Here is a 25,429-nt window from a genome sequence, read left to right on the forward strand (position 1 = left end):
GGGTATGTTTTTTAGGAGAGCACGACTCCTCACAATTAGATCCGATGTTTTTCTAGTCAACAGTCTCAATTATGCTGCATTTGCCCCCTAAATCCCCCATTCTGGGGGACTTTGATTGTCGATCAATGCTTTGCTCACTCGCATGTCTGATTTTGCCAACATCTTCTGTATTAGCCCCCTAAATCCCCCATTTTGGGGGACTTTGATTGTCGATCAATGCTTTGCTCACTCGCATATCGGATTTGCTGAAGTACATGATCTAGGTGGTGCATGACGTCTGAGTTATGGAATCGGATCACTCGGTAACCTAGCTGGTTGAGCTGCTCGGTACGGGCTTGATCATACTCCACCTGCTGATTGTGGATGTCGCCGTCTAGCTCAATCACTAACCGGCATTGGGGACAGTAAAAATCGACAATGAACGAACTAATGGCGTGTTGACAGCGGAATTTCAGGCCGCTGAGTTGACGTTTTTGCAGTGCTTTCCACAGCTTTTGTTCGGCTGGTGTCAGATTGAGTCTTAGTCGTCGTGCGGCGGCAACGACTGCTGGAGTCGTGCCGCGAATGCGGTGGTGTTGCGTTGGCTTCTCTCGCATCTTGTTACCCCCAACCCTGTCTCCCATCTAGGATCATCATAAATCTCAAAGTCCCCCAAAATGGGGGATTTAGGGGGCAAATTCAGGGTTTAACTAGGCTTCCAAACCAACTTCTCAACCCAGCTCATGATGACGGCAGAGAGTGATAGCTTCAATTGTTGTCCTGTAACTGAGGGCGCTGCTTTATTGTGTTCTAGCCATCTCCTGAAGGTCTCCCATCGAGGATAATCATAAATCTCAAAGTCCCCCAAAATGGGGGATTTAGGGGGCAAATTCAGGGTTTAACTAGGCTTTCAAAACAACTTCTCAACCCAGCTCATGATGACGGCAGAGAGTGATAGCTTCAATTGTTGTCCTGTAACTGAGGGCACTGCCTTATTGTGTTCTAGCCATCTCCTGAAGGTCTCCCATCTAGGATCATCATAAATCTCAAAGTCCCCCAAAATGGGGGATTTAGGGGGCAAATGCAGGGTTTAACTAGGCTTTCAAAACAACTTCTCAACCCAGCTCATGATGACGGCAGAGAGTGATGGCTTCAATTTTTATCCTATAACTGAGGGCACTGCTCAATCGTATTGAACAACCAATTCCAACCCCTTCGCCCCCCTCAACCGAAACGCATTCAACACAATCGGATCCTTTAACTCCAAATCTGCAGTCGGATCATAATCCTCAAAATAAGCCGCAGCAGGCGCATCCCCATCTAAAAACTGAATCACCGCATCTTCCCCAAACCTTTGCTTCGCCACCGTCAAACAATCCTTCATCAACAAAGACGGCGTAATCATAGAGCCCACATACGCCTTCGTTTCCTCATCAAACACCCGAATCCCCCGCGCCACCGACTGGGTTTCATGCAGCAAAAACGGACCACCCCGCTTATACTCCCCCCGCTCCAACACCGCCTCAATATCCTTCGGCTGGCGAATCACCCCATGGGTATCAATCGTGACCATCGCCACATCTGGTTGGGCCTCCAGCTGCTCTAGCTCCTTGCGAATTTGCCCCTTAATATCATCCAGTCGCTCATTACTGGTCTTCCCCTCCCCTTCCAGATCACTGAAATCCAGATAAGCCGACCGCCCATCGGCATAGGTCACCAACCCCGACAACAGAATATTGGGGGCAGATTGCCCAGAAATCTTGGAAGAACGATAAACAGGCAAATCCGTTTTACCCGCATTCTTCGGCAATCGATTGGGATTGAAATAGGCATAGCTAAGGGGAATCGATTCCTTCTTTTTGGTAAAGCCCTTGAACGTCGTGCCAAAAATCCCCAGCACCTTGCCCCCCGTGCTCTCCACCTCCGCTTTAACCGTCTTATAGCTGTGATCGGGCAATAGGGGCAAAATCACCGTGCCCGGTTTAGGCTCAAACACAATCGCCGGACCCTGGCCATACCAATTCAGCGGCGTATCCGTTAGCACCGACTTGCCTTCTATATTGGTGCGACCGGGCACGGGATAGGTTACATATTCTCGACCGTTATTATCAAGGGCGAACTGGGGTTTATTGCCGCGATACTGAAGGGGCGCAACGTCAACGGTTTTGATCACCTTCTTCCAGTCGAAGTCATAGTCATAAAAAGAAAGCTGAAACACCTTGCTCAAGGGCACAGCAGGCTTAGACGCTAAAGACTCATACTCAATAGGCATTGCTTCTAACCGAAAGGCATCGGGTTCAGAGGCTTGCTTACGCAAGAGGGTGCAATTCACCAATAGTGTTGAACAACCGATCAGCCCGATCAGTTGAATTGATGGAGCAATCTTCACCATAAAAGCAGCTTCACACTCACACGTTAACGGCGGGACCGATCGTTATCAAACAGCCCCATCAATGGTCCCAGCAATGCCCCAAACACAAAGCCGCCAGCATGGGCCCAATAGGCAACCCCTCCCATATTCATGGGGGCATTCAGGCTAGCGACGCTATTAAAAGCCTGCTGGGCAAACCAGAACCCCAAAAAGAAGACTGCAGGCAGATTGACCGTCCAAAAGAAAAATCCTAGGGGAATCAGGGTCAAGACCTGCGCCTTGGGGAAGCGAATAATATAGGCCCCCATCACCCCTGCGATCGCACCACTGGCTCCCAAGGAAGGAATATCAGAATTGACGCTAAAAAACCATTGACTGAGGGCAGCTAGAGCACCACAGCTGAGGTAAAATACCAAGTATTTTACATGGCCCAGCTGGTCCTCAATATTATTCCCGAACACCCATAAAAACAGCATATTCCCGGCAATATGCAAAATTCCCCCGTGCAGGAACTGGGAGGTAAACAGGGTAATCCAAGCCGGATGAGGCAATCCCGTGGGTTGCCCCTGAAAACTAGCGGTCAAGTCTCGGGGAACCACCGCCCATAGGCGAAAAAAGGCATCTAGCTCTGGCCCTAGGCGCAATTCATGGAGAAAAACGACCACATTCAGGGCAATCAGAACATAGGTAACAAAAGGCGTAATCCGAGTGGGGTTATTATCGCGTAGGGGTACCACAGTTTTTTTTGATCGATTCCACTAAAAGTGCACTATTCTCTACATGGGGCCAAGTCGCTCTCCTGAACTAAGCGATGGGTCTGACCAGGATTAGCGATTTCAGGAGCATAGGCTCTAAAAACCGGACAGGGCATGACAGAGCAGGCAGCAGCACAGACACAACCCCTTCAGTTCATGTTAGCGGATACCGATCCGATCTTTCGGGTCGGGTTAAAGGCGTGCCTAGAGGCCGTGCCGGATATTCAGATAGTGGCTGAAGCAGAAGATCCCGCCCAAGTTTTACAGCTGTTCTCGACTCAGCCCGAAGCAGACACCAGCCCAGACGTCGATCCGCAATCCCTGGACTTACTGATTCTCGATATCAGTCGCGTTGCAGATACCGAAGCGAATGGCCTTCTCTGTCAACAGTTGAAGAGGCGCTATCCCCATCTGGCCCTGTTTGTTTTATCGGCCACCGTCGAACCCGATCAGCTCACCAAGCTGTGGCAAGTAGGGGTGGAAGGCTTCTGCCGCAAAGGCAGTGTGGACACCCCCACCTTAATTCAGCAGCTCCGGCGAGCCAGCCAAGGACAGCGAGTTTGGGATTCAGCCCAGAAGGCCCAGGCCCAGATCGTCCAGCAGCCCGCTGCCACCCCCCAGATAGCCACCCAAAATGTGACGGCCTTTACCCTGTTGCGGCAAGTGTTTATGCAAACGGGGTTAAAGCAAATTGAACAAACCCTGGAGCAGCTCCAAAGCCGTCGCCAAGGAGAAGCCCTTACCCAATGGCAGCGAACCATTAATGAGGGACGAGAGCGGGAACTACAAACCGTGAGCTGGTTGGTGCGCCAGTATATGGAACGCCAAAGTGATGACTCTGATGAAGAGCCTCTAGAACCCGAGGAGCCTGCCTTTTCTTGGGCTAATGTCGATCCGTGGGAAACCGATGAGTTAACGGCGGTCCCCTCGCGGATTACCGAAATTAGTGACGGGGGTGACCTCGCTGCTCAGCCAGAAATCACCACCGTGCTGCTGGATGGGTTACTGGCCAAACTCCCCACCAGCCTCTCCAATCGCACCCAAGATCCCCTAGAAATTGATATTCTCAAAGCCCAAAAGCGCCAGGATTTATTTCTGATTGTGCTCAAGCAATTTGAAACCGTAGTTGAGGATTTGAGTTATTCCCAAGTGACGCGATCGCAACTCGTATCCAAACGAGCCAAACTTCTGCAAGACCTGTGGCTCGGGTCTACCGCCGACTTTTTTGGCAAGTATTTGACTATCCCCTTATCCTCATCTGTAAATACTCAAGGCCTAGAGGATATTGAAATTGTCAGTGTGCTCCAACAAGATCAGGCCATTGTCGAAGCGGAAATTCTCGACAAAATCCCCCTGGTGACGGAACTGCTGGATCATCTCCTATTTAAAGCCCCTTTACTGGTTGACAATACCCTGTCCGCCGTCGGTTCTCCCGAAGCCATGCTCCAGGCAGAAGCCCTCTTGAGCAACCTCGTGGTGAGTGTCGCTAATGGCGTGCTGCAGCCGTTGCTCAATCGCTTTGCTACGAATGAAGCGATTAAACAAAGCTTCTACGACCGGTCTTTAATTTCTACCCGCGACATCGAGCGGTTTCGCAATGCCCTCTCCAATCACTACCGTTCTCGGCGGTTGTTTAAAGAGCCCACAGAAATTTTTGAAAGTCAGTATGGATTAATCGTGTTTAGTGAGGCTGGGCTGCAGAAAATCGCCGTCTATGGCTCCCGTGATCAGGAGCTGAAACAGCTCCAAGGGACTCGATTTTTCGTCACCTTGGCTTTGGAGGGAAGGGATGCGATCGCACCCCCACTACAGGCCACCTTTACCTTCCTGGGTCGAGGGGTCGTCTATATCCTTACCCAAGTGGTTGGGCGGGGTTTAGGGTTAATTGGTCGCGGCATCTTGCAAGGGGTCGGCGGCACCTGGCAAGACATTTTCGTCAGCCGTAAAAGCCATCAAGAAAAATAGCCTCCGGTCCGTAGATTCACCATCGGGGCTCCCTAAAATTCTCTCGTGATCGGTATATTCACTCTTCTCACTTCCAGAAGCCAATGACTAAGATCAAAGCTAAGGATTTGAATAGGTTGAACCATGATGCAAGTAGCCGAGCTACTGGAGCGCTACGCCGCCGGAGAACGAGATTTTTGTGAAATAGAGTTAAAAAATGCGGACTTAAGCCAGCAAAATTTGTCCGGCTCGACCTTTATTAAGTCCAAGTTCAGCCATATGAATTTGGAGGGCGCTTACTTGTATGGGGTCAACTTCAAACATAGCTACATCGCCGATACCAACTTAGCCGGTGCTCTTTTATGTGGTGCCAATCTATGGGGCGTTAATTTTCAGGGTAGTGTCCTCGCCGAGGCCAACTTAAGTGATGCCTATATCCGAGGCACCTATCTCCTCAAAGCAGATTTGAGTAAAGTCAATTTACAACGGGCCAACTTGCAACGGTCCTATTTATGGGGAGCCACCCTCAACCATGCCGATATGCGGGATGCCAATCTCACCGGTGCTAACTTAGATTCTGCAACCTTAATGTTCGCGGATCTCAGCGAAGCGAACTGCCAAGATAGCTCCATGAAAGGGGCTAATTTGAGTGGTGCTTGCCTCATTGGTGCTTGTCTAGATCGCGCTAACCTCAGCCACGCCAACTTGAGCATGGCAGAACTCAGCGAAGCCCGTATGAAGTTTGCCCAACTGACGGACGCTATTTTCCAGCAGGCCAACTTAAGCAGCACTAATTTGGCCTATGCCCAAGTCCAGCTACAAAGATTGCAAGACGCCATCTTGTCTCGAACCATCCTGCCGGATCAGCGAGTAGTCAACAATCTCACTCCAGCAATGGCCGTTAGCGTCACCCACTAATCGCCCCCGTTTGAATCAACTGGCGAATCTCTTGGCGAACTTGCATTAAGATTTTTCCCAACTGGTTATGCCCCTTGCCATCGGCACCACAGCCCCAATAGGAATCTAAGGGCGAATTTTCGACAATCCGTTCATCCCCCGTGGACAACAGTTCGGCCTGAATCGTCGGATGAGTTAAAAATTTAACGTGCACAGCAGCATACATAATCTCAGGCTTGATCACATCCCAATTGTCCTGCTCGGCATATAGGGGATTACGCCCTATGGCTGCAGCAGCTTCAGGGGTCGATGTCTGTCGAATCTCTTCACACAAGGCTTGATGAGGCGTACCTTGGTATTTTTGGGCTTGATAGTAATGTTCTGAGGTGGGCCAGGTCTGTCCTTGCAGGTCAATACTATAAAGTGAAAAATTGGAAAAACATCCGTAAGGATCCTGGACTTTGTAGAAGAAAATGGTCATCCTCAGCTAATTTACCCGACTATCTATTTCTATGATGACAGCAAACCTGACTTAGCAAGAACGTTCTTTTTCCTACAACTGCCAAACTCCACACTGGAAAGGGTGCACTTCTAACGACTGAAATTGCACATCCATGAGTCCCTCCTGACTCTGCCCAAGGCTCAGCACATCCAGACGGGCTAGAGCATATTGCCAAAGGGATAGCACCCATCCCGAGCACACAGCTCATGGTCCTGCTTCAAACCGCTGGTTCCTGTTTTCAGATGATCAACCCATGCTCAACAATGGCCCTGAGCATCTTATGCCCATTTCCGGTGATGCCAGGTTTGCCATCGCTTTACTCCGTATGGCCCCAACACCAAGCGCTTCAATCCGTTCAGATCGTCATACCTGTAAATTTTTGAAAGATTTAGGTTAAAGCTTCCAAAAAAAGATATTTTTCTGAGGGGTTATACATCTTAAGCCCAATATTTTTCACGATGACGGGTTTGCGAAAAATAATGACGAAAGGATGAGTCAATGCCTACCTCTCGAAAAATTTCTAGTTCTTTTTTTGCGATTGTTCTCATTTGTTTCTTCTTGCCCTTCATCACGATTTCTTGCGATCGCACCCCGGTATTGGAGTTATCGGGCATACAGATGACAACAGGGACGACGGTGGAAACGCCATCGTTTGCCGGGCCAGCCGAGTCTAAGAAAATCCCTGCAGATGGCAAAGCAATATTCGCGTTTACCTGTTGTGCAGTGGGATTAGGCAGCAGTCTAATCAAGCAAACCCGTAACAATAAAGTTCTACCAGCTTGTGCAGGTGGATTAGGGGCGTTTTTAATTCTGTCCATCAAGTCTGGTTTAGATCAAGAGCTGACCAAACAAGGGGCAGGTTATGTGGGGTTCAATGCAGAATATGGCTTGGGTTTTTGGGGAGCCTTTATATTTTTCCTGGCCGCAGCCCTTTACAATGTCTGGCAAATCGTTAACCCCATCCCCACGGACTAGCCTCCATTTTTAGCTCTCCTATTTTCTATATCCCTGTGCTACTCAGTTATTAGATAATCATCCAAACACCAGACTTCAACCTATGGGAAAGATCAACATGTTAGTGACCACAACGGATGTCATTCAGGGCGCTGTTATCGAAAGCTATTGCGGCATTGTCACAGCTGAAGTTGTGTATGGCAGTAATGCCCTGCGAGATTTTTTTGCAGGCATTCGCGATATTATCGGTGGTCGCACCGCCAGCTATGAACGAGTGTTTGAAAAGGGACAGCAGGATGCCATTGCTGAGCTGGAAAAACGGGCAGATCGATTAGGCGCGAATGCTGTCATCGGGGTTCGGGTCAGTACCGACACCATTAATATTGATGAAACAGGAGTTTTACTGTTAATCACTGCAGCTGGGACAGCCGTAAAAATGGCCCGTTAAGACTCGTCCCATTTAGCTGAATCTGTTACAGTACGTTTTGGAGCTGTCGCGACGGAAGTAAAGAAAAACGCATGAGATTTGGTGTTTTTGCGATTGCACTCACCCTTGGGGTGACTGTAGGTAGCTCTGCTCTCGCCGCAGACCCTAAACATGTTGCCCAACTTAAACAAGTTAATTCCTGCGAAGGCTGCGATCTCAGTGGCGCTGATTTAAGTGGGTTAATTCTGATCCGTGCCAATCTTCGCAATGCTAACTTGCAAGGGGCCAACCTCCGCAATACCTCTTTACTGCTGAGTAATTTAGAGAATGCCAATTTAGAAAATGCTAACTTCACCGCCGCCTATCTCTACGGCAGCAATTTAGAAAACACCCAGCTCACCAGCACTGACTTTACCCAAGCTGTTTTGCGGAGTGCCAAATTGCAAGGCGCTGATGTTTGTACTGCCACCCTTGCCGGGACGGACTTGACGGATGCTGATGTCGATTTAGACGACTGCCCAACTTCCCCACCCCCTAGCGCTTCAGAAGCAGAGGTTAAACAGGAAGAGTCGCTGATCAAAGATACGCTGCCTGAGAATCCTTAACCTGAATTGGGTTGGTGACCGTCCACCTTTTCACCTACGGAACGCTCACCTTTCCTGAAGTCATGCAAGCGGTTACAGGTCAACACTTTCCAGCAACGGACGCTTGGTTGCCTGGATATGAGCGGTTTTGTCTTGTGGAGCAACTCTACCCAGGCATTATCAAAACCGGTCAACAGTCCACCTTGGGTAGAATTTATTTCGATATCGATCCCATTTCCCTCCACCGCCTCGATTACTTCGAAGGGGATCTGTATAGCCGACAAGCCGTAACGGTCGTTCTGCCCGAGCACTCAACCATATATGCCGATACCTATGTTGTTCCCCTCAGCCAAATAAATCAGTTATCCCATCGATCGTGGAATGCAGAACAGTTTCGCACCTCACATCTACCCCAGTTTCTAGTCCAAGTCCATGCTTGGATGGATGACTACTCTCTCAGTCCATCCCCTGCAGCCGATGAACAGGATACCTGGGATCTAGAGCCTTAAAAAAATCAGTCCTCTGGGCTAGGGGGAAGCATCCAGAGGACTGAGTCAGACATGAGGATCTCTAAAAAACGCCCAATTAGGGTTATTGCTGGGTCGCAACGACCTCTGGTTGAGCCTTCTGATCAACCGCTACGGGTTGAGTTTCTTGAGCTTCAGGGGCCGAGGCTTTGAAGGTAAAGCCCAAACGAGCTTCTTCTACAGAATTATCTGGTGAATGCTTAGGAGCAGAGGTTGCGGACAGATGTCGGCAACCCGCAGGTACGACTTTGACAATAGACGCAGCACCATTAGGACCGCAGGTCACTAAAGTCCCTGCATGGGCGGTTGGTGCTAGGGCTGATGCGCTGGCTAAAGAACCAAAAATCAATGCGGTATGAAGTAAGGCTTTCGTGTTCATCTTCCTGACCTACTTATAGTCTCATTTGCTTATGGGAACAGTATGGAATTCCTAGCTGAGATCAGCCTGAAAAATGTATTAGATTATACTAATTTACTTTATCTAAGTTTACTGTTACCCCCAAAGTAAGCGCTTAGAGAGCAGCCAGGACTGACATCATTTTATAGATAAAATCTTGAATTTTACCCATTCTCGGCAGTATTCAGCATTTTTGTCGACAAGCTGTTTTTCTCCCCTTTAGACCCTGCAATTAAGCGTCGAAAGCTGACTTTAGAGTGGGAATCATAACGATATAGAAGGTCTGATTACGGTCTAGCCATAGCTGGTGGCCAAACCTCTCTTCAAACGATTGCAGTCTGTCAGTTTTGAGGGGCGAAGGATCAGCCTATCCATCATTTATCTTGTCTAGATCTTAATGAAAACATCGGTAGAACTCTCCCAGTCTGTCTTTGATCGTCTATTTGCCTTAATGGAGCAAGGGTTCTATCTCCAGGCCTATGAATTATGCCAATCCGTTGACCTGCTCGCGACCCGGCAAGACACAGCGACCCAAATTTTGGCAGGCCGACTAGTCGGGTATCTGGGGGCACCCCGACAGCGAGCTGCTGTATTACTTCGAGCCTGGCGACAGAATCCTACCGATCCAGACGCCTTGTATTACTACATCAGTACAAGGCTTTGGCGGCAGGGTCCCTTAGCTGCCTATCGTCTAATCCAAAAGTACCAACCGCAGTTTGAGCGCTTCACACCGGACCAACAAGCCCATTGGCTGGGGTTAAAAGCCCAGGTGGTTTTAGAATTCCGAGACTTTGATCGAACGGATGCCTATCTCCAAGAGGCAGAAACCCTAGCCCCAGACGATCCTTGGATCACCCTTCTCCGGTCTCGTCTGTTGGAGCAAGAAGATAACTATCCAGAGGCCTTGGCCATGACCCAACAGGCCTTGGCACAGCGCCCCTGGTATCGCCCTGCTGTATTGACAGCAGCCCATTTACATACCCTCTTAAGCCAAGATGACCAGGCACTGCACCTACTGCAGCAGGCCACTACTCAGCTCGAAAGTGGTGAGCTTTGGGCCCAATTGGCTGCACTTCAACTGGAGTTAGGGCAGTATGCCCAGGCTCAACACAGTTATCAGCAATATGAACAAGCCTGCCCACTCCTAGAGAAGGCAGGGCAAGCCCGACTGTGGTCCGCCCAAGCTGACATTGCTTATCAGATGGCGGATTTTAATCACGCCCATCACTTGGCTCAGAAATTGGCGGAGTATCCCTACTACCAGTCCTTAGCCCAACGCTTGCTGGATTTACCCGAGGGGAAACGGGTGATTTTGCCCGTCGGTTTTGTGCGCCAACACCACATGACTTGTGCCCCCGCCACATTGACCACCCTTTGTGCCTATTGGGGCATCTCGGTGGATCACCATCAGATTGTGGACAGCATCTGCTACAACGGTACGTCTAGCTATAGTGAGCGGGACTGGGCCAGTCAACAAGGATGGGCGGTCTGCGAATTTACGGTTACCTGGGACAGCATTATCCAGCTGATTGATGCAGGCGTTCCTTTTACCCTCAGTACCGTTGAAGCCACATCAGCCCACTTACAGGCCGTGATTGGTTATGACAGCCGATTGCAAACCCTCATGATTCGTGACCCTTACCACCGGGGTATTGTTGAACCCTGGGCGGAGGAGTTTCTAGAGCGGTATCGGGCATCCGGTCCCCGAGGCATGGTCATTCTTCCTGCTAAGAAAGCGGGACTACTAGAAACCCTAGAACTTCCTGACAGCCGTCTTTACGATCAGCTCCACGATCTACAAGCAGCGCTGCTCAAACATGATCGCTCCACAGCCAGTGACTGGAGCCAACGGATGAATGGGGTCGCTCCTCACCATCGCCTTGCCCTCCAGGCTCAGTTCGAGCTGGCTTACTATGATTCTGACCAAGCCAGTGGTTTGACCGTCATAGAACAAATGCTGGAGCAGTTTCCTGCTGCCCCACAGCTAATGTTGCAGAAACTTCAATACTTACAGGAACTGGCCAGCCGCCAAGATTGCCTCGATTGGCTCGCCCATATGATTGAGCAGGACCAGTTCCATCCCATTTTTTGGACTCGGCTAGCCAAACTCTTCAGTGACGATGCCAAGGCGAGTGAATCAGCCATTGGTCTGCTGCTGCGGTCTATCGGTGCAATGCCGACGGAAGCCTATAACTACTTTTTATTGGCTAACCTGTATTGGTCACAACGCCAGTTTGACCTAGCCCTGGACTTATATCGGTTTGCAGCCTGTCTAGAAGATAAGGAGCAAACCTATGGCCACAGCTATTTTCTGGCAGCTCGGGGCTGTCGACAAACGTCTGTGGCCTTACAGCTCTTACAACAACGGTGGCACCGGGACCAAAAGCAGTCGACCCGTCCTGTTTATGCTTTGGCTATCGCCTATGACCATTTAGATCGCCCGTCCGAAGCCATAGAGGTTTTGGAACAAACCCAAGCCTGGCACCCGGACGATGGCGATTTACTGTTATATCGGGCCAAGTACCTGGGCGAGCATGGTCAGTTTGCCCAAGCCCATACCCTGCTAGACGAGGCCAAAGCCAAAACAGCCCATAGTCATTGGTTAAGTACGGCTGCCAAACTCGCGCAGTTTGAATACAAGCCTGACAAAGCCCTCGACCTATGGCAACAGCTCGTCACAGCCGATCCTTTGGATATCGAGGCGAATCGCGCTGTCAGTCAACTGTTAGCAGAACAGGAAGGAGTCACTGCCGCCCGTGAGTTTTTAGCAGCCACCTGCAGCACCTTCCCTGACCATGCCGGGTTACATCACCTCTGGTATGAACAGGTGCAAGAGGGAGATCCGATCGTCGCAGAACAGGTGCTGCAACGACTGGTGGAGATTAACCCTAAAGACGCTTGGTCCTGGCGACAGATTGCCTGGCAATTGGGTCGACAACAGCAGCTAGAGGCAGCATTTGAAACCTGCGAAACCGCTCAGCACCTAGATCCTCACAGCACGGCCTATTTCACCATCTATGGGTGTCTCTGCATTTTGGCAAAAGACATGCCCACCGCTAAGACCGCGTTTAAAGAGGCGATTCAACGGTCTGTAGACTCTAGCCGAGCCATCTCAGAACTGATGGATATTTGCCAGTCCATAGAAGAACAAAAAGACGTTCTCGACTTTATCTTTCAAGAGTTTCAGCAACAGGTGATTACGGGGGATAGCCTGTTCACCTTTTATCAATACGCTCGCACTGTCTTGACGCCCGCAGACTTTGATCAACGCATACAAGAAGTTCATGCCGCTCGGCCCGATTTATGGCAGGCCTGGACCGTCAGGAGTCGGCAGCTCCTCAGCAGCGACCGAACAACGGAAGCCTTGGCAATTGCAGGGGAAGCAGCGGAGCGCTTTCCCCTCTTACCCAGAGTTTGGGTGGATTTAGCGATCGTGCATCGTACCCGCAAGGATGATGAGGCAGAAGAACAAGCCCTGCAAACCGCTTTACGAATTAATCCCGGGTGGGACAGCGCCATTCAACAGTTGGCGGATCTTTATGACCGCACTGATGCTCTAGACAAATGCAAAGCCCTGTTAGAAACAGCCCTGATGCATTCACCCCTGGAGGCCTATCTTCATGGCTATCTTGCAGATGCACTGTGGAAACTGGATGGCCAAGAGACCGCACTGCAGCACTTACAGAAGGCCCTTCGCCTTGATTCTAACTATGACTGGGGATGGAACAAGTTAAGAGAATGGGCTCAAGCATTGGAGCGTCTGCATCTAACCGCAGATCTGGCTCGGGAGCTAACAGTCACTCGATCGGGAGAGGCCCAATCCTGGTTGCGGTTAGCTGAGCACCTGGCCGAGGAGGACACGCTGGATGAACGGCTTGCTGCTGTAGATCAGGCGATTGAGCTCAATCCTTGCTATTGGGATGCCTATGATTTGAAGGCTCGGGTGTTGGCAGCCGCGGAGCGATTTGAGGATGCGATCGCAACCTGTACTCCCACCCAATTAGATGATGACTTACCCGTATCCTTGGCAGCTCGGGCCGCTTGGATTAAATACCAGCAAGGCAAGTTTGACGAGGCCATCCAAGACATGCAGGCTGTGGTTGCCAAAGACCCTGGCTATTATGCGGGATGGTATACCCTGGCCGATTGGTATCGGCAACAAAACAACCTAGAAGGATATCTAACTGCAGCGCAACAGCTGGTGCGGCTAGCTCCCAAAGATGCCATTTCGTGGGGATATCAGGGAGACGCTAAACACAAAACAGGGGATCGGTTAGGCGCGAAAGCAGATTTTCGCAAAGCCTTTGAACTAGATCCTGAATATAGCTTTGCAGGGTTGAGTCTATTTGATCTGGAATTAGAGGGCCTGGAGACTGAGTCAGCAGCAAAGACCCTAGCTCAATTAAGGGAGCAGGATAATGATGAATTTGTCTTGGCTCGTACCGTCCAGTTAGCAGCCAGACAAAATGACCTTAGTACTGCCACTCAAACCTTAGAGAAACTGTGTCTCTATCCCTGCGACTCTGAATGGCCCTTGAACACAGCCGTTGAGACTATGATTGCGGCTAATTGGACCACTCAAGCCCAAACCATTTTATTTGACGCCTTCCCTCAGCCCAAGGTCTATCCACAGGTCGGGCATCACTGGGTCTATTGTTGTGTCAAGCTGAAGCAGCAGAAATTTTGCCAGAAGCAATTACGTAAGTTCCATCCTGAAAATCCAGTCCAAAGACAGGCACTGATCACCTATATCCGAATTTTGTCTTATCGCAATTCTTCCGCTCCCCTGATGAAGTTTCTTAGGGCGAACCGTGACGTCTTGAGATCGCACACTGAAACCTGGGGCATCGTGGGGTATGCCTTATCAGAACGGAAAGAGCACAAAATCAATCTCAAATGGTTATCCGATTGGAAAAATCGTAGTGAGGTGCAGCCTTGGATGCTACTCAATCTGGTTCAATCATTCCAAGCAACCAAGGATCCTGCTAACGCTATCCCAGTCAGTCAATATGCCCTCACACTCCCAGACGATGATGGCACCCCAGTCCATCGGCTCTGGTTAGCTTATGCAGCGAGCTATGAAGGGCAGACTGCCAAAGCCAGTCAATATTTGCAGGACATTAATCCACAATATTTGGAAAAGGAATATCTGTTTCTTCAATATCTAGTGAAAGCCAATCTGGCGATTGACTGCCAAGAACTGCCCCGTCATCAGCGTATGGAACAAGCCAAGTTACATGTCCAGCAAGCGATGGCTGTGCATCCCGAGTTTCGAAGTCGTTTTTATTGGCAGCATGTTTTTTCGAATAGCGTGTGGAGAATTGCTAAACGGCGTCAAAGTATCAGCGGTTATATCTGGGCTCTCTCCCAAAGCATTCCACCCGATATCTTCTGGGCCATTATCTATCTACTGGGAACGTTCTTTTTTCTCATCCTCAAAATTATGAATCCGTGAATTCGGCAGTTACCTCCTACCCCTTGGCCCTGGCACAATCCCTAGGGCATACATCAGCTAGTCCGGTGACAGGATCAATGGCAGATCAGTGTCGCTGGGCAGCAGTCATAGGGATTTGCAGCTGAGCTTGTAAAGGCTGATCGGATTCAATGACTAACCCTTGGCCTCCCTGTTGGTGACCATTTGCAGTATTAGGATGCGGCCAAAATAGCCAACAACTTCCTGGCGGTAATGCTGATATACCACTCGGATCAGCCGTCAGCCAGACAACAGACTGTTGGGGAAGCGGCGCAACCGTCACTTCTCCGGCTTGCACTTGGGCGAGGGTTTCTAAGATGGCTTGTCGCCCCGTTTGCAACCCGATCTGGGCCGTCCATAGCTGCACCTGATCTTGATGCTTTTGGCCGTAAGCATAGAGAGACGCTGCGGCAATGACCGCTTGTTCAAACTGATCAGACTGCCAGTTACCAGAACTATCCAAAGCAATGACCAGGGTTTGCCCCCCCGCAAACATTTCCAGCTCGCGAATGCGCAGTTCATTATGGCGGGCACTGGTGCGCCAATGGACCAGTCGCAGAGGGTCACCCCAGCGATAGGGGCGAATTGACCGAGTTACCCCTTCATTATTGTTGTGGGGACCAATCTGTTGGGCTTGACGCTGGCGATCTTGCTCATGACCTGAATGATCTAGCAGGGGGCATTGCTGTAAGGGCAAGATTTGGGGATAGACAATCGCCTTGGCCTTGACGGGGCGACTCCGGCGACACCAAAACAGTCCTAAGGGTGCCGCACTTCGCAACTGTACATTTTGCCAACGATAGACCCCCCTTTGTTCCGGTTGAAGGGTATAGGTCCAGGTGTGGGTCGCTTGGGAAGGAATATCAGCAATGCTGTGAGCGGTGACGGCTCCCAGATTTTTGGGTGGGTGGTCCTGGACCTGTAACAGGGACTTCGCAGATTTGGTCGAGTTAGACAGCTTTAACCCTAAATTCAGGGATTCACCCACACTAACGGGCACTAGGGGCAGTCGCTCCACCTCCAACCCTTGCAAAGACTTAATCGGTAAAACGGCAGAGACCAATAACAGCCCTAACCCCAGTCCCCCTAGAACGTATAACCAGCCCGCTAGGGTATTCGCCGCAGCTAGCAAAAAAAATGTCGTGAGGCCCAAGATTACCCAACCCGCATAGGCTGGCACGGCCCAATGGGTTTCTAACCAAGAAGCGAGTTTATGGATGAGATGCATAGGGAAGGGGGCTGCAGCAATCAGGCCAGTTTAAAGGGTCCTGTCTTGAGCATTCCCTACAGCCGTTGACCAAGAAACACCCCGAATCGAGCAATCTAGCAGCTGCATAGGATGGAGCACAGGAGTCGTATGGTCCTGTTCATCTAAATGTTTGCGAATCTGCATGGTACAGCCCACATTAGCTGAGGCAATTAAGGTGGCCCCCGTTTGGGTGAGGTTCTGCACTTTTTGCTGCCCTAATTCTTCCGCGATTTCCGGTTGGAGAATGTTGTAGACCCCAGCACTGCCACAACAGAGAAAGGCATCCCGGGGTTCCCGGAGTTCTATACCGGGGATTTGCTGCAGGAGACGGCGGGGCTGCGCCTGAATTTTCTGGCCATGCAGCATATGGCAGGCATCTTGATAGACGACAGCCAGGGGGTCTGACTGCAGGGGAGACAAAGAGGTGGTTAAGCCTACTTCATCCAGGAATTCTTGGACATCTTTGACTTGGTGGGCAAAGGCTTGGGCGCGTTCGCCATAGGCGGCATCGTCCTGCAAGATTTGGCCATATTCCTTGAGGGTATGGCCACAGCCCGACGCATTGACAATTACAGCATCCAAGTCCGTATCAGCAAAACTATCTATCATCTGCCGGGCCAAATCTTGGGCCTGCTCAACTTGGCCTTGGTGGTGGGGAAGGGCAGCACAACAACCCTGACTTTTGGGAATCACCACTTCGCAGCCATTTGCCGTCAACACGCGAATGGTAGCTCGATTGACTTCAGACAAAAAGAGCCGCTGGATACAGCCCAAAATCAGGCCCACACGATAGCGGCGTTTTCCCTGGGCAGGAAAGATTTCAGGTTCTGGATCCGCAAACGCTTGGGATTCAATTTGAGGAAGCAGGGACTCCATCGCAACGAGGGATTTGGGCAAGACTCGTTCCAGCAGCCCCGACTGGCGCACCATCGTTTGCAAGCCTAGTTTCTGGTAGAGCTGCAATGGTCCTAACAGTCGTCGTAATCGCTGAGGGTAGGGCAGTAACGAAAACAGCATTTTCCGCAGTAATCGCTGAGGCAAGCTACGTTGATAGTTCTGTTCAATCTGGGCTCGGGTTGAGGTAATCAGCTGGTCATACTCGACCCCAGATGGACAAGTGGTCACACAGGCCAAACAGCCTAAGCAGGTATCAAAATGGCCAACGGCAGCGTCCGTCAGGGTAAAGTCGCCCTGGTTGAGACCGTTCATTAGATAGACTCGACCCCGAGGAGAATCGGTTTCTTTACCAATCACCCGGTAGCTGGGGCAGGTGGACAGACAAAACCCGCAATGAACACAGCTATCGATCAAAGACTGTTCAGGGGATGCAGAGGGCTTCGCTGGCTGCTCGGGCCGATCCACGTTCGCAGCAGTCACCTGCAAAGAGCTGGGTGATTCAGAAGTAGTCATCAAATTCCACCAACGAAACGATCGGGATTCAAAATATTGTGAGGGTCAAATTGCTGCTTGAGCTGTTTCATACTGGCGAGGGCGTTGCCAGGATATCCCCATACATCCAGGCTGCGCTTCAGTGCTGGCGGCGCGTCTAAAACCGTTAAAAATCCTTGGGCATTTTGACAGTGGGATCGCAACTCCCGGATCCATTCAACCCCAGGGGAGGGGTCCTTGCCTATGCCTTCCTGTTCTAATCGCAAAACTCCCGTGCCGCTCCCCGCATAAATTCGTCCCCAACCGTCAATCTTCTGTTGTTGGCAATACTGATCAAACTGGGCCAGAAATTTGGAGGATTGAGCAGGCAGCACGCCAAATTTGCACACTAGGGCTGATGATTGAGGCGTTTGCCAAAACTGCTGGGTGAGCTGTTGCCAAAAGTCTATATCTGGGTCGGCGGAGAGGGTGATACTAGATAATCCTTGGGCCTGTTGCAGGATGCGATCGCACTGGGCTACCACACTCTCTTCTAAACTTTGGAAGCGCACCGCTAAGACCAGCTCACCGTCTACCGTCCCTGGAGGCAAGACTGCAGGAGAGAGCAAATCCACCGCCATTGGGGTCAAGGTACTTCTGAGTAAGGTTCGGGTCAGCTCAGTAATTTGGGATTCAGTGCCACCAACCACCACCGTTGCCGACGCTTCCGGCAGGGGATAGAGACGCAGGGTGACCTCAGAAATCACCCCCAAGGTGCCAAAGGCCCCAGTCATTAACTTCATTAAGTCGTAACCGGCCACATTTTTGACGACTCGACCGCCTGCCTTGGCCGATTGTCCGTCCGCCCGCATAAAGGTAATGCCAATACACATATCCCTTAAACTGCCGTAGCGATGCCGTAAGCTGCCGCCATCACGGGTGGCGATCAGTCCTCCCAGGGTTGCCGTTTGAGGATAGGCCGGATCCAGGGCAACATATTGTCGGAACGTCGCTAATTCAGCCTGCAGGGTGGCCAAAGAGAGTCCGGCTTCCACGGTTACGGTTAAGTCACCCGTCGCATGGGCCACCACTCGATTGAGGCGCTGGGTACAGACCACCAAGTCAATCTGCTGGGTGAGGCCGCCCCAGTGGAGTTTGCTGGCTTGACCACATACCAATAGTCGCCAGCGCTGTTGATGGGCAACCGCCATCACGGCAGCTAATTCGGGTTGGGTCCGAGGGTAAACAATATGGGTCGGCAGGGAAGCTTGATCAAAAATCTGTTCGGAGGGAGAGAGCAGGGCGGTCTCAGATAACAGCAAGACCTGCTCAGGGCCAACAATCGGGATCAGTTGTTGGGAAAGCGCAGCAGTTGATAGAACCACAATAAACGGCGTGATAAGTCAGCGGGAGTTGAGCAGTTTAATCAAACTGTTTATCCACCATAAACGGTATCCCAGACTGCAGACAAATCAATTAACCTGCCCAATCGGATCAGCGGCCAGACTTAGCACCCAGAGATCGTCTAAGTCATCCTGTTTAGCCAGCCTTACCCACCACTAAAACGTCATTCCCCTAGACTTGAGTGGTTTTCGCATCCAGCCCCGTTATTCGTATTGAAAGTTGCCCACCAGGGGGAACTCATACTGAAGATCGCCACTTAACGTATATTCATAATCTGGGTTAAAGGCTTCATCATTCAGCAGGTAGTAATGATAAAAGCCAGGGTGGGGGTAACTACTGTTGAAGAAACCCGCCGAAGGAATAAAGAAGGGAATCGGCGAGACTGAATTGGTAGGGAAACCAAAAACGACCTGGGTTTGAGCAGCCGCCGCAGTGGGTAAGCACACAAGGGCTAGACTAGCCAGGGCAAGCATCGTGAATTTCATGACAGGTCCCTTCTCAGTAGGAAGTAACGATAAGCAATAAGGCCCAACACCTCAACCGAGATCATAAGGACTCATAAACCTTAAATTTTTTCTCTGACCAAAAAACTTAAGCATCTAGCCATTTCATTCATTAAATTAGATAAGAAATAGCACAGAACGCTTTAGCTTTGATCGTACCTAAAGCTTATCGTCAACTGAGTTAGCCATGTAATCTAGGCAACAAATATCAGCATGGATGTAAAGAAAAGTAAATCTAAGGCAAGACATGTAAAGCGACTCTGCTCTACCTCTTGCAGAGATAGAGCCTACAAAGCTGATTTCATCAAGACTTGAGCTACTTTAGGGATAGTTAAAGTCAGCATTCACATCAGGCTGAGCTAACGGATCCCCCGGCAGAACTTGAGACAAGGCCGCAACATCATCTTCTTCAGCAGGTAAGCACACCTTGGTCGCCCAAGTCCCTACATACTGAGTCACTCGCAATGTCCGGCCCGGCTCAATTTTCATCCGGTCGATTTTGGCTTTAGACAAGCTGGTGACCAATCGTTCACCTGTGGGGGACACCAGACCCAACTTATTCTCTTCCACCACAATCACCGTCCCCTCAAAGACCCGGCGCACGCGGGCCGAGTCTAACTTAACGATCTGGTCATTGCCATTGACATCAAACCCCACCAAGCTGCCACGGCGGAAGGTTTGAGTCGCACCGTTGGCCGCCACTTTATAGGTTCGAGCCGTACCATCGATTAAGCGCACCGACAGCTGATCGCCTTTTAAGGAACGGACTAATCCATATTGACTCAAAATTTCGGTGGGTCTAACGGAAGGCGTCGTTAAGGCAGTTTGGGTGGTGTCGGGAGCAGCCTCGGGCGGATTGACCGGTATCGTGACTGGCTCAAACGGTCCCAAGACCTCGGCATCGCGAGAAAAATTGTTGGCAATGGACGCTGAGTCCTCTGTCACTAGATCCCTGGCTTGGGCATGGCTGGCAACGGTTGCACTGATCAGTGTGAGGCAAATGATGGAAGATGAAGCGAGGGATTTTACCAGCATTTCTTTGCCGCCTTGACCAATTTAAAGGTTTACTTAAAAATTGCGATAAAACTGAATTTTGTGAAGGAGAAATTGTTAATAATTCCTCAATTTTTCGAACTTGAAGCAATTTTTTATATCAAAAGAATACCCTATTCAACAAAAGAACAGCAAGGGACTTATTCGGGCTGCAGACAGCAAAATTGGGGTTGGAATTCATTTTTTACAGGTTTATCCCGAAATTTCGGGGTTCCCTGGTTTTTGGAGTTTTTACAAACTGATCACAAAAGCTTAAAGAAATGGGATCGCATTTTATGGGACCTTAATTAGCAACACAGCAGTTCGAGATCTTCTCACCTCTGCTAGATTGCTCCAGACACGGGTAAACAAGGGCTATGTCACAACCCACGATTGAATCCATCCTGCAAGAACAGCGCCTGTTTCAACCGCCTGCAGACTTGGCGGCCCAGGCCGAAATCAAAAGTGCTGAGGAATATGAGCAGCTTTATGCCAAGGCAGAAGCTGATCCTCAAGCATTTTGGGCTGAACTCGCAGAGAAGGAACTGGACTGGTTTGAAAAATGGGATACGGTGCTGGACTGGCAGCCCCCCTTTGCCAAATGGTTTGTCGGGGGCAAGCTCAATATCACCTATAACTGCCTGGATCGTCACCTCAAAACCTGGCGACGCAACAAAGCCGCTCTAATTTGGGAAGGAGAGCCAGGGGATTCTCGCACCCTGACCTATGCCCAACTCCATCGGGAAGTCTGCCAAACCGCCAACGTTCTCAAGCAGCTGGGAGTGGGCAAGGGCGACCGGGTGGGTATTTATATGCCGATGGTACCGGAAGCTGCGATCGCAATGTTGGCTTGTGCCCGCATCGGTGCCCCCCATACCGTTGTCTTTGGTGGGTTTAGTGCGGAAGCCCTCAAAGATCGCCTCAACGATGCCGAAGCCAAGCTAGTAATTACCGCCGATGGTGGCTTCCGCAAAGATAAAGCCGTCCCTTTAAAAACAGCCGTCGACAAAGCATTAGCCGACAATGGTGCTCCCAGTGTTAAAAACGTGTTGGTGGTGCAGCGCACCAAAGCAGATGTGACGATGGCATCCGGTCGCGATCACTGGTGGCATGAGTTAGTACCGACGGCCTCAGCAGACTGCGCACCCGAACCCATGGACAGCGAAGATATGCTGTTCATTCTCTATACCAGTGGTACGACTGGAAACCCTAAAGGGGTGGTGCACACCACTGGCGGCTACAATCTCTACACCCATATGACCTGCAAGTGGGCCTTTGACCTCAAGGATAACGATGTCTACTGGTGTACGGCGGACGTGGGCTGGATTACTGGCCATAGCTATATTGTCTATGGCCCCTTATCCAATGGTGCTACCTCTCTGATGTATGAAGGGGCTCCTCGGGCTTCCAATCCAGGCTGTTTCTGGGATGTGGTGGAAAAATATGGGGTCAATATCTTTTATACCGCTCCCACCGCCATCCGAGCCTTTATTAAATTGGGCGATCAACATCCCCAAGCCCGCGACTTATCTTCTCTGCGAATTTTAGGCACCGTCGGTGAACCCATTAACCCGGAAGCCTGGATCTGGTATCAGCAGGTCATCGGCGGCGGCAAATGCCCGATCATTGATACCTGGTGGCAAACAGAAACTGGTGGCTTTATGATTACGCCCCTGCCGGGTGCAACTGCAACCAAGCCGGGCTCTGCCACCCGTCCCTTCCCAGGGATTTTGGCGGATGTTGTGGATTTGGACGGCAATCCTGTTGCAGACAATGAAGGGGGCTATTTAGTGGTGCGCCATCCCTGGCCCAGCATGATGCGCACGGTTTATGGGGATGACGATCGGTTCCGTCGCACCTACTGGGAACATATCCCTCCCAAAGACGGCAAGTATGTTTACTTTGCTGGAGATGGCGTCCGCCGAGACGAAGATGGGTACTTCTGGATCATGGGCCGCGTCGATGACGTGATCAATGTGTCCGGTCATCGCCTGGGTACAATGGAAATTGAATCGGCTCTGGTATCCCATCCAGCCGTAGCAGAAGCCGCCGTTGTCGGTCGTCCTGATGACCTCAAAGGGGAAGATGTGTTTGCCTTTGTCACTTTAGAAAATACCCATCCCCCCAGTGACGATCTCAAAGTTGAACTCAAGAAGCATGTGGTCAATGAGATTGGCGTAATTGCTCGTCCCGGCGAGATTCGCTTTGCTGATGCCTTACCCAAAACCCGCTCTGGCAAGATTATTCGGCGGTTTTTGCGGAACTTAGCTAGCGGTGAGGACATTGCTGGCGATGCGTCCACTATGGAAGACCAAAGTGTTCTAGACAAACTCCGGCAAGGATCCTAGCGCCTGCAAGAGGAAAACCGTATACGGTCTATTCGGTGTAGTTTTACCCCATCTCTGCGGGTAATCTACACCAGATTTTTTTGGGTGGGTCTGGGAGAATGAAATCACTGAAGTACAGGACCTTCAATGAAACAACCCTCCTTGTTTAAGCTGTTTCAAGACGCCTTTCGCCAAGGCATTCGTCATCCAAAATATCGCTGGGCTCTGATCGCGGGCACCCTATTTTATCTGGTCAGCCCGTTAGATATTGCCCCTGATGTTTTACCTATCGTGGGTTGGATTGATGACGGTGTACTGGTAACCTTCCTGATTTCTGAAGTCTGTCAGCTCATGTTAGAGAACAAGAAAAACGGCACCTCAGAAGACACGTTTGAAGCCGCAATTGATATTGAAGCAAACCCCGTTGTTTAGTCGCCTCACCCAACAACTTGCAGCACTGGAGATTTTTACAGATGGACAACACCACCCCCATGAACTCTACATTTGACCAAATTAAAACTGAAAGTGGGACTCGCAGCCAGCGGATTGGCAAGATCCTCAAGGATGCCTTTACTCAAACATCAGCAGAATTGAAAGAAGGGTATACCATTGTTCGCCCCCTAGCTGCTGAAATGTCTGCCACGGTCGCTGCAGACTTAAAAGACAAGCGCCATCAAGCCTCTAGTAACTTCCAAGAAGCCTGGGGTAAAGAGACAGACTCAAAGTCAACCTGGGAACGTTTGCAAAGAGTCTTCCAGGTCATGGCCAATGCGATTCAAAAGACCTTCGCTCCTCCCCTGCAAAAACAGGCCACTCGCGTCGATACCAAATTCACTGACCAGTATGGTGGCTCCTACACATCCATAAAGCACGGACTCCAGTCTCTTAAAAACTGGTACGTCAATGCTACGGATGCTGCCACCCCTGCTGATTCATCCACCCAGCCCCTAACTGTGGTGACCCATGACAACGTCACGGTGGATGTGGTCGCCTCCCCCATCGAGGCTCCGGTTCAGTAAATCTGTGGGCATGGATTCAGCCCCTAAGTCGCTCACTACACTTCCCTCTTCAGATCTTGAAAGACCTGACTCTGCCGCTAGGATAGAGTTGAGACTCCCTTCAAGTCTGGAGGGATTTTCTTTGTTTGAGTGATCATAGATTATGGCTTCCCTGATCCAATCCCGTTCTTTAGAAGAGTTGCTGGTTACGGCGATTGCGATGGTTTCCAACCGGCCTGTGGCCATCGCAACTCAATCCCACATAAACCAATTCGATAAAGCAGGCAAACCCTACATTGATCACCCCCTGCGAGTGATGGGAGCGGGCAATACCCTCCCCGAGAAAATTGTGGGTGTCCTCCATGATGCCGTGGAAGACTCAGAGTTAACCCTGGTGGCGCTCACTGAGGCAGGATTTCCCGCAGAGATTGTGGCTGCCATTGATGCAATTACCAAACGCCAGGATGAACCCTATGACACTTACCTAGGCAGAGTCATGGCGAACTCCATCGCACTACGGGTCAAAATTGCAGATATGACAGACAACATGGATATCAGCCGCATTGCCCAGCCAACGGATCAAGACTGGGCCAGATTGAAAAAATATGAAACCATCCTGCCGCGACTACGGCTGCAGCAAGAGCAGGGATTAAAACGGCGTAAAGATTAGCAAAGCAGGTTGCTTGCCTAGTCAATAGAACACAACAATAGAGTTGAACGCTGAATTAGGCGATGTTTGAGTGAAGTTATTTTCTGTTTTGATTGCTTTTAGCCGAAAAGCTGGCTTATGGATGGGTCTAATCGGGGTGTGGTTAGGGATCAATCTCTCCCCTGCCTGGGCTACTCCGCCTGAGGCCTCGGATGGAGCGATGCTCTTTGAGAACTACTGTGCAGGCTGCCATCCCAAAGGCGGCAATATTATTCGTCGCGGTAAAACCTTAAAACTAAAATCTCTCAAACGAGATAGTTATGACACCCTGGAACCCCTCACTGGTATAGTCACCGAGGGCCAAAACAATATGCCCGGATTTGCAGATAAGCTCGATAATGCTCAAGTTGAGACCGTGGCCCAGTTTGTTCTAGAACAGGCTAACCACAACTGGAAATAGGACTTTAGGAGTAGGCCCTTGACACCTTTGAATATCAAAATCGCCACTCCAGCAGAAGCAGAGGACTGTCTAACGGTTCTGACCTTAGCCTTCTGCAATGATCCAGCCATCCGGTGGATGTTTCCACAGCCCGCTCAATATGCCCAAGGTTTACCGCTATTTGCCCAAGCTTTTGGCGGTGCCGCGTTTCAGCAGGGGACTGCATTCTATACAGAAGGGTTTGGGGCGGTTGCCCTCTGGCTACCGCCGACTGCTCAGCCGGATGAAGCAGCTCTAATGACCTTGATTCAGCAAGGCGTTGAGGCCAGCCAACAACCCGCCCTCACCTCTATTTTGGAACAGCTCGGTGGGCACCATCCCCAAGAACCCCATTGGCATTTAGCGATTATCGGTACCGATCCGATCTGTCAGGGGCAAGGATGTGGATCTGCATTACTCACCCATACCCTTGCGATCTGCGATCAACGGCAAGAGCTGGTGTATTTAGAAGCGACGAACCCTCGTAATGTTGCCCTGTATAAAAAGCATGGCTTTGAAGTATTGGGTACAGTTCAGGCAGGGAATTCACCAACCCTCTATCCCATGCTCAGACAGCCACAATAAACCCTATAATTAATCTTCCCCTTAGC

Annotated in this window: 23 protein-coding genes; 13 read left to right on the forward strand and 10 right to left on the reverse strand. The window is 50.5% G+C overall.

Features of this window, described 5'->3' with window-relative positions:
• Positions 1–170: 170 nt before the first annotated feature.
• The 3 genes from I1H34_RS24555 to I1H34_RS24565 all read right to left on the reverse strand — a co-directional run bounded on the left by I1H34_RS24555 (position 171) and on the right by I1H34_RS24565 (position 3,087).
• Entirely contained in the window at positions 171–596 is a 426-nt protein-coding gene (locus I1H34_RS24555; RefSeq protein ID WP_212663486.1) for an endonuclease domain-containing protein, read from the reverse strand.
• Positions 597–1,162: 566 nt separating this feature from the next.
• A complete protein-coding gene (locus I1H34_RS24560; RefSeq protein ID WP_212663487.1) occupies positions 1,163–2,371 on the reverse strand; it encodes a hypothetical protein in 1,209 nt (402 codons plus the stop codon).
• A gap of 23 nt (positions 2,372–2,394) precedes the next feature.
• On the reverse strand, positions 2,395–3,087 hold the full coding sequence (locus I1H34_RS24565) for a rhomboid family intramembrane serine protease (RefSeq protein ID WP_212663488.1): 693 nt from the start codon (positions 3,085–3,087) through the stop codon (positions 2,395–2,397).
• A 132-nt stretch (positions 3,088–3,219) separates the two neighbouring features.
• On the opposite strand from I1H34_RS24565, the gene I1H34_RS24570 reads away from it, so the two are divergent.
• Together I1H34_RS24570 and I1H34_RS24575 are read left to right on the forward strand one after the other, a co-directional pair.
• Positions 3,220–5,070: a DUF3685 domain-containing protein gene (locus tag I1H34_RS24570; protein WP_212663489.1), complete on the forward strand. Its 1,851-nt coding sequence runs from the start codon at positions 3,220–3,222 to the stop codon at positions 5,068–5,070.
• A gap of 123 nt (positions 5,071–5,193) precedes the next feature.
• Positions 5,194–5,967 carry a pentapeptide repeat-containing protein gene (locus tag I1H34_RS24575; RefSeq protein WP_212663490.1) on the forward strand — a complete coding sequence of 258 codons (774 nt, stop codon included), beginning with the start codon at positions 5,194–5,196 and terminating at the stop codon, positions 5,965–5,967.
• Here I1H34_RS24575 and I1H34_RS24580 read toward each other — a convergent pair.
• Complete coding sequence (locus I1H34_RS24580; RefSeq protein ID WP_212663491.1) at positions 5,957–6,427, reverse strand: NADAR family protein; 471 nt, start codon at positions 6,425–6,427, stop codon at positions 5,957–5,959. The genes I1H34_RS24575 and I1H34_RS24580 overlap by 11 nt on opposite strands.
• Before the next feature lie 519 nt (positions 6,428–6,946).
• Here I1H34_RS24580 and I1H34_RS24585 point away from each other — a divergent pair.
• From I1H34_RS24585 to I1H34_RS24600, 4 genes are all read left to right on the forward strand, one after another.
• The gene (locus I1H34_RS24585; RefSeq protein WP_212663492.1) at positions 6,947–7,423 is read left to right on the forward strand and encodes a hypothetical protein; all 477 of its coding nucleotides are present in this window, start codon (positions 6,947–6,949) and stop codon (positions 7,421–7,423) included.
• 97 nt (positions 7,424–7,520) lie between these two features.
• A complete protein-coding gene (locus tag I1H34_RS24590) occupies positions 7,521–7,850 on the forward strand; it encodes a YbjQ family protein (protein WP_212666425.1) in 330 nt (109 codons plus the stop codon).
• A 71-nt stretch (positions 7,851–7,921) separates the two neighbouring features.
• Complete coding sequence (locus I1H34_RS24595) at positions 7,922–8,434, forward strand: pentapeptide repeat-containing protein (protein WP_212663493.1); 513 nt, start codon at positions 7,922–7,924, stop codon at positions 8,432–8,434.
• Between the two features lie 14 nt (positions 8,435–8,448).
• On the forward strand, positions 8,449–8,922 hold the full coding sequence (locus tag I1H34_RS24600) for a gamma-glutamylcyclotransferase family protein (protein WP_212663494.1): 474 nt from the start codon (positions 8,449–8,451) through the stop codon (positions 8,920–8,922).
• Positions 8,923–9,004: 82 nt separating this feature from the next.
• On the opposite strand, the gene I1H34_RS24605 is transcribed toward I1H34_RS24600, so the two are convergent.
• Positions 9,005–9,319, reverse strand: coding sequence for a hypothetical protein (locus I1H34_RS24605; RefSeq protein ID WP_212663495.1), 315 nt, complete (start codon positions 9,317–9,319; stop codon positions 9,005–9,007).
• 415 nt (positions 9,320–9,734) lie between these two features.
• Here I1H34_RS24605 and I1H34_RS24610 point away from each other — a divergent pair, with 415 nt between their 5' ends.
• On the forward strand, positions 9,735–14,792 hold the full coding sequence (locus tag I1H34_RS24610) for a C39 family peptidase (RefSeq protein WP_212663496.1): 5,058 nt from the start codon (positions 9,735–9,737) through the stop codon (positions 14,790–14,792).
• Positions 14,793–14,877: 85 nt separating this feature from the next.
• Here the strand turns inward: I1H34_RS24610 and I1H34_RS24615 are convergent, their stop codons facing one another.
• From I1H34_RS24615 to I1H34_RS24635, 5 genes are all read right to left on the reverse strand, one after another.
• On the reverse strand, positions 14,878–16,038 hold the full coding sequence (locus I1H34_RS24615; protein WP_212663497.1) for a DUF58 domain-containing protein: 1,161 nt from the start codon (positions 16,036–16,038) through the stop codon (positions 14,878–14,880).
• A 30-nt stretch (positions 16,039–16,068) separates the two neighbouring features.
• Positions 16,069–17,469, reverse strand: a complete 1,401-nt coding sequence (locus I1H34_RS24620; RefSeq protein WP_212663498.1) for a (Fe-S)-binding protein — start codon at positions 17,467–17,469, stop codon at positions 16,069–16,071.
• On the reverse strand, positions 17,469–18,812 hold the full coding sequence (locus I1H34_RS24625; RefSeq protein ID WP_212663499.1) for an FAD-binding oxidoreductase: 1,344 nt from the start codon (positions 18,810–18,812) through the stop codon (positions 17,469–17,471). The genes I1H34_RS24620 and I1H34_RS24625 overlap by 1 nt, the downstream gene beginning before the upstream one ends.
• 222 nt (positions 18,813–19,034) lie before the next feature.
• Positions 19,035–19,316 carry a hypothetical protein gene (locus I1H34_RS24630; RefSeq protein ID WP_212663500.1) on the reverse strand — a complete coding sequence of 94 codons (282 nt, stop codon included), beginning with the start codon at positions 19,314–19,316 and terminating at the stop codon, positions 19,035–19,037.
• A 339-nt stretch (positions 19,317–19,655) separates the two neighbouring features.
• Positions 19,656–20,369 (reverse strand): hypothetical protein, encoded by a 714-nt coding sequence (locus I1H34_RS24635; protein ID WP_212663501.1) that lies wholly within the window; start codon positions 20,367–20,369, stop codon positions 19,656–19,658.
• Positions 20,370–20,743: 374 nt separating this feature from the next.
• Between I1H34_RS24635 and acs the strand changes: the two genes are divergently transcribed.
• The 6 genes from acs to I1H34_RS24665 all read left to right on the forward strand — a co-directional run bounded on the left by acs (position 20,744) and on the right by I1H34_RS24665 (position 25,403).
• Positions 20,744–22,714: an acetate--CoA ligase gene (gene acs, locus I1H34_RS24640; protein ID WP_212663502.1), complete on the forward strand. Its 1,971-nt coding sequence runs from the start codon at positions 20,744–20,746 to the stop codon at positions 22,712–22,714.
• 126 nt (positions 22,715–22,840) lie between these two features.
• A complete protein-coding gene (locus tag I1H34_RS24645; RefSeq protein ID WP_212663503.1) occupies positions 22,841–23,125 on the forward strand; it encodes a YkvA family protein in 285 nt (94 codons plus the stop codon).
• A gap of 41 nt (positions 23,126–23,166) precedes the next feature.
• Positions 23,167–23,712, forward strand: coding sequence for a hypothetical protein (locus I1H34_RS24650; protein WP_212663504.1), 546 nt, complete (start codon positions 23,167–23,169; stop codon positions 23,710–23,712).
• Positions 23,713–23,854: 142 nt separating this feature from the next.
• Complete coding sequence (locus tag I1H34_RS24655; RefSeq protein WP_212663505.1) at positions 23,855–24,361, forward strand: GTP pyrophosphokinase; 507 nt, start codon at positions 23,855–23,857, stop codon at positions 24,359–24,361.
• 70 nt (positions 24,362–24,431) lie between these two features.
• Positions 24,432–24,800 (forward strand): c-type cytochrome, encoded by a 369-nt coding sequence (locus I1H34_RS24660; RefSeq protein WP_235110515.1) that lies wholly within the window; start codon positions 24,432–24,434, stop codon positions 24,798–24,800.
• A gap of 18 nt (positions 24,801–24,818) precedes the next feature.
• Positions 24,819–25,403, forward strand: coding sequence for a GNAT family N-acetyltransferase (locus tag I1H34_RS24665; protein WP_249369588.1), 585 nt, complete (start codon positions 24,819–24,821; stop codon positions 25,401–25,403).
• Positions 25,404–25,429 lie beyond the last annotated feature (26 nt).

The sequence above is a fragment of the Acaryochloris marina S15 genome (assembly GCF_018336915.1).
Taxonomy (GTDB): domain Bacteria; phylum Cyanobacteriota; class Cyanobacteriia; order Thermosynechococcales; family Thermosynechococcaceae; genus Acaryochloris; species Acaryochloris marina_A.

Excerpts from the sequence above, each read along its gene's own strand:
- I1H34_RS24585 (WP_212663492.1), top strand. The coding sequence starts at position 6,947 with ATGCCTACCTCTCGAAAAATTTCTAGTTCTTTTTTTGCGATTGTTCTC.
- I1H34_RS24570 (WP_212663489.1), top strand. The coding sequence starts at position 3,220 with ATGACAGAGCAGGCAGCAGCACAGACACAACCCCTTCAGTTCATGTTA.
- I1H34_RS24590 (WP_212666425.1), top strand. The coding sequence starts at position 7,521 with ATGTTAGTGACCACAACGGATGTCATTCAGGGCGCTGTTATCGAAAGC.
- I1H34_RS24615 (WP_212663497.1), bottom strand. The coding sequence starts at position 16,038 with ATGCATCTCATCCATAAACTCGCTTCTTGGTTAGAAACCCATTGGGCC.
- I1H34_RS24650 (WP_212663504.1), top strand. The coding sequence starts at position 23,167 with ATGGACAACACCACCCCCATGAACTCTACATTTGACCAAATTAAAACT.
- I1H34_RS24555 (WP_212663486.1), bottom strand. The coding sequence starts at position 596 with ATGCGAGAGAAGCCAACGCAACACCACCGCATTCGCGGCACGACTCCA.
- I1H34_RS24560 (WP_212663487.1), bottom strand. The coding sequence starts at position 2,371 with ATGGTGAAGATTGCTCCATCAATTCAACTGATCGGGCTGATCGGTTGT.
- I1H34_RS24620 (WP_212663498.1), bottom strand. The coding sequence starts at position 17,469 with ATGACTACTTCTGAATCACCCAGCTCTTTGCAGGTGACTGCTGCGAAC.
- I1H34_RS24635 (WP_212663501.1), bottom strand. The coding sequence starts at position 20,369 with ATGCTGGTAAAATCCCTCGCTTCATCTTCCATCATTTGCCTCACACTG.
- acs (WP_212663502.1), top strand. The coding sequence starts at position 20,744 with ATGTCACAACCCACGATTGAATCCATCCTGCAAGAACAGCGCCTGTTT.
- I1H34_RS24575 (WP_212663490.1), top strand. The coding sequence starts at position 5,194 with ATGATGCAAGTAGCCGAGCTACTGGAGCGCTACGCCGCCGGAGAACGA.
- I1H34_RS24645 (WP_212663503.1), top strand. The coding sequence starts at position 22,841 with ATGAAACAACCCTCCTTGTTTAAGCTGTTTCAAGACGCCTTTCGCCAA.
- I1H34_RS24630 (WP_212663500.1), bottom strand. The coding sequence starts at position 19,316 with ATGAAATTCACGATGCTTGCCCTGGCTAGTCTAGCCCTTGTGTGCTTA.
- I1H34_RS24580 (WP_212663491.1), bottom strand. The coding sequence starts at position 6,427 with ATGACCATTTTCTTCTACAAAGTCCAGGATCCTTACGGATGTTTTTCC.
- I1H34_RS24655 (WP_212663505.1), top strand. The coding sequence starts at position 23,855 with ATGGCTTCCCTGATCCAATCCCGTTCTTTAGAAGAGTTGCTGGTTACG.
- I1H34_RS24595 (WP_212663493.1), top strand. The coding sequence starts at position 7,922 with ATGAGATTTGGTGTTTTTGCGATTGCACTCACCCTTGGGGTGACTGTA.
- I1H34_RS24610 (WP_212663496.1), top strand. The coding sequence starts at position 9,735 with ATGAAAACATCGGTAGAACTCTCCCAGTCTGTCTTTGATCGTCTATTT.
- I1H34_RS24605 (WP_212663495.1), bottom strand. The coding sequence starts at position 9,319 with ATGAACACGAAAGCCTTACTTCATACCGCATTGATTTTTGGTTCTTTA.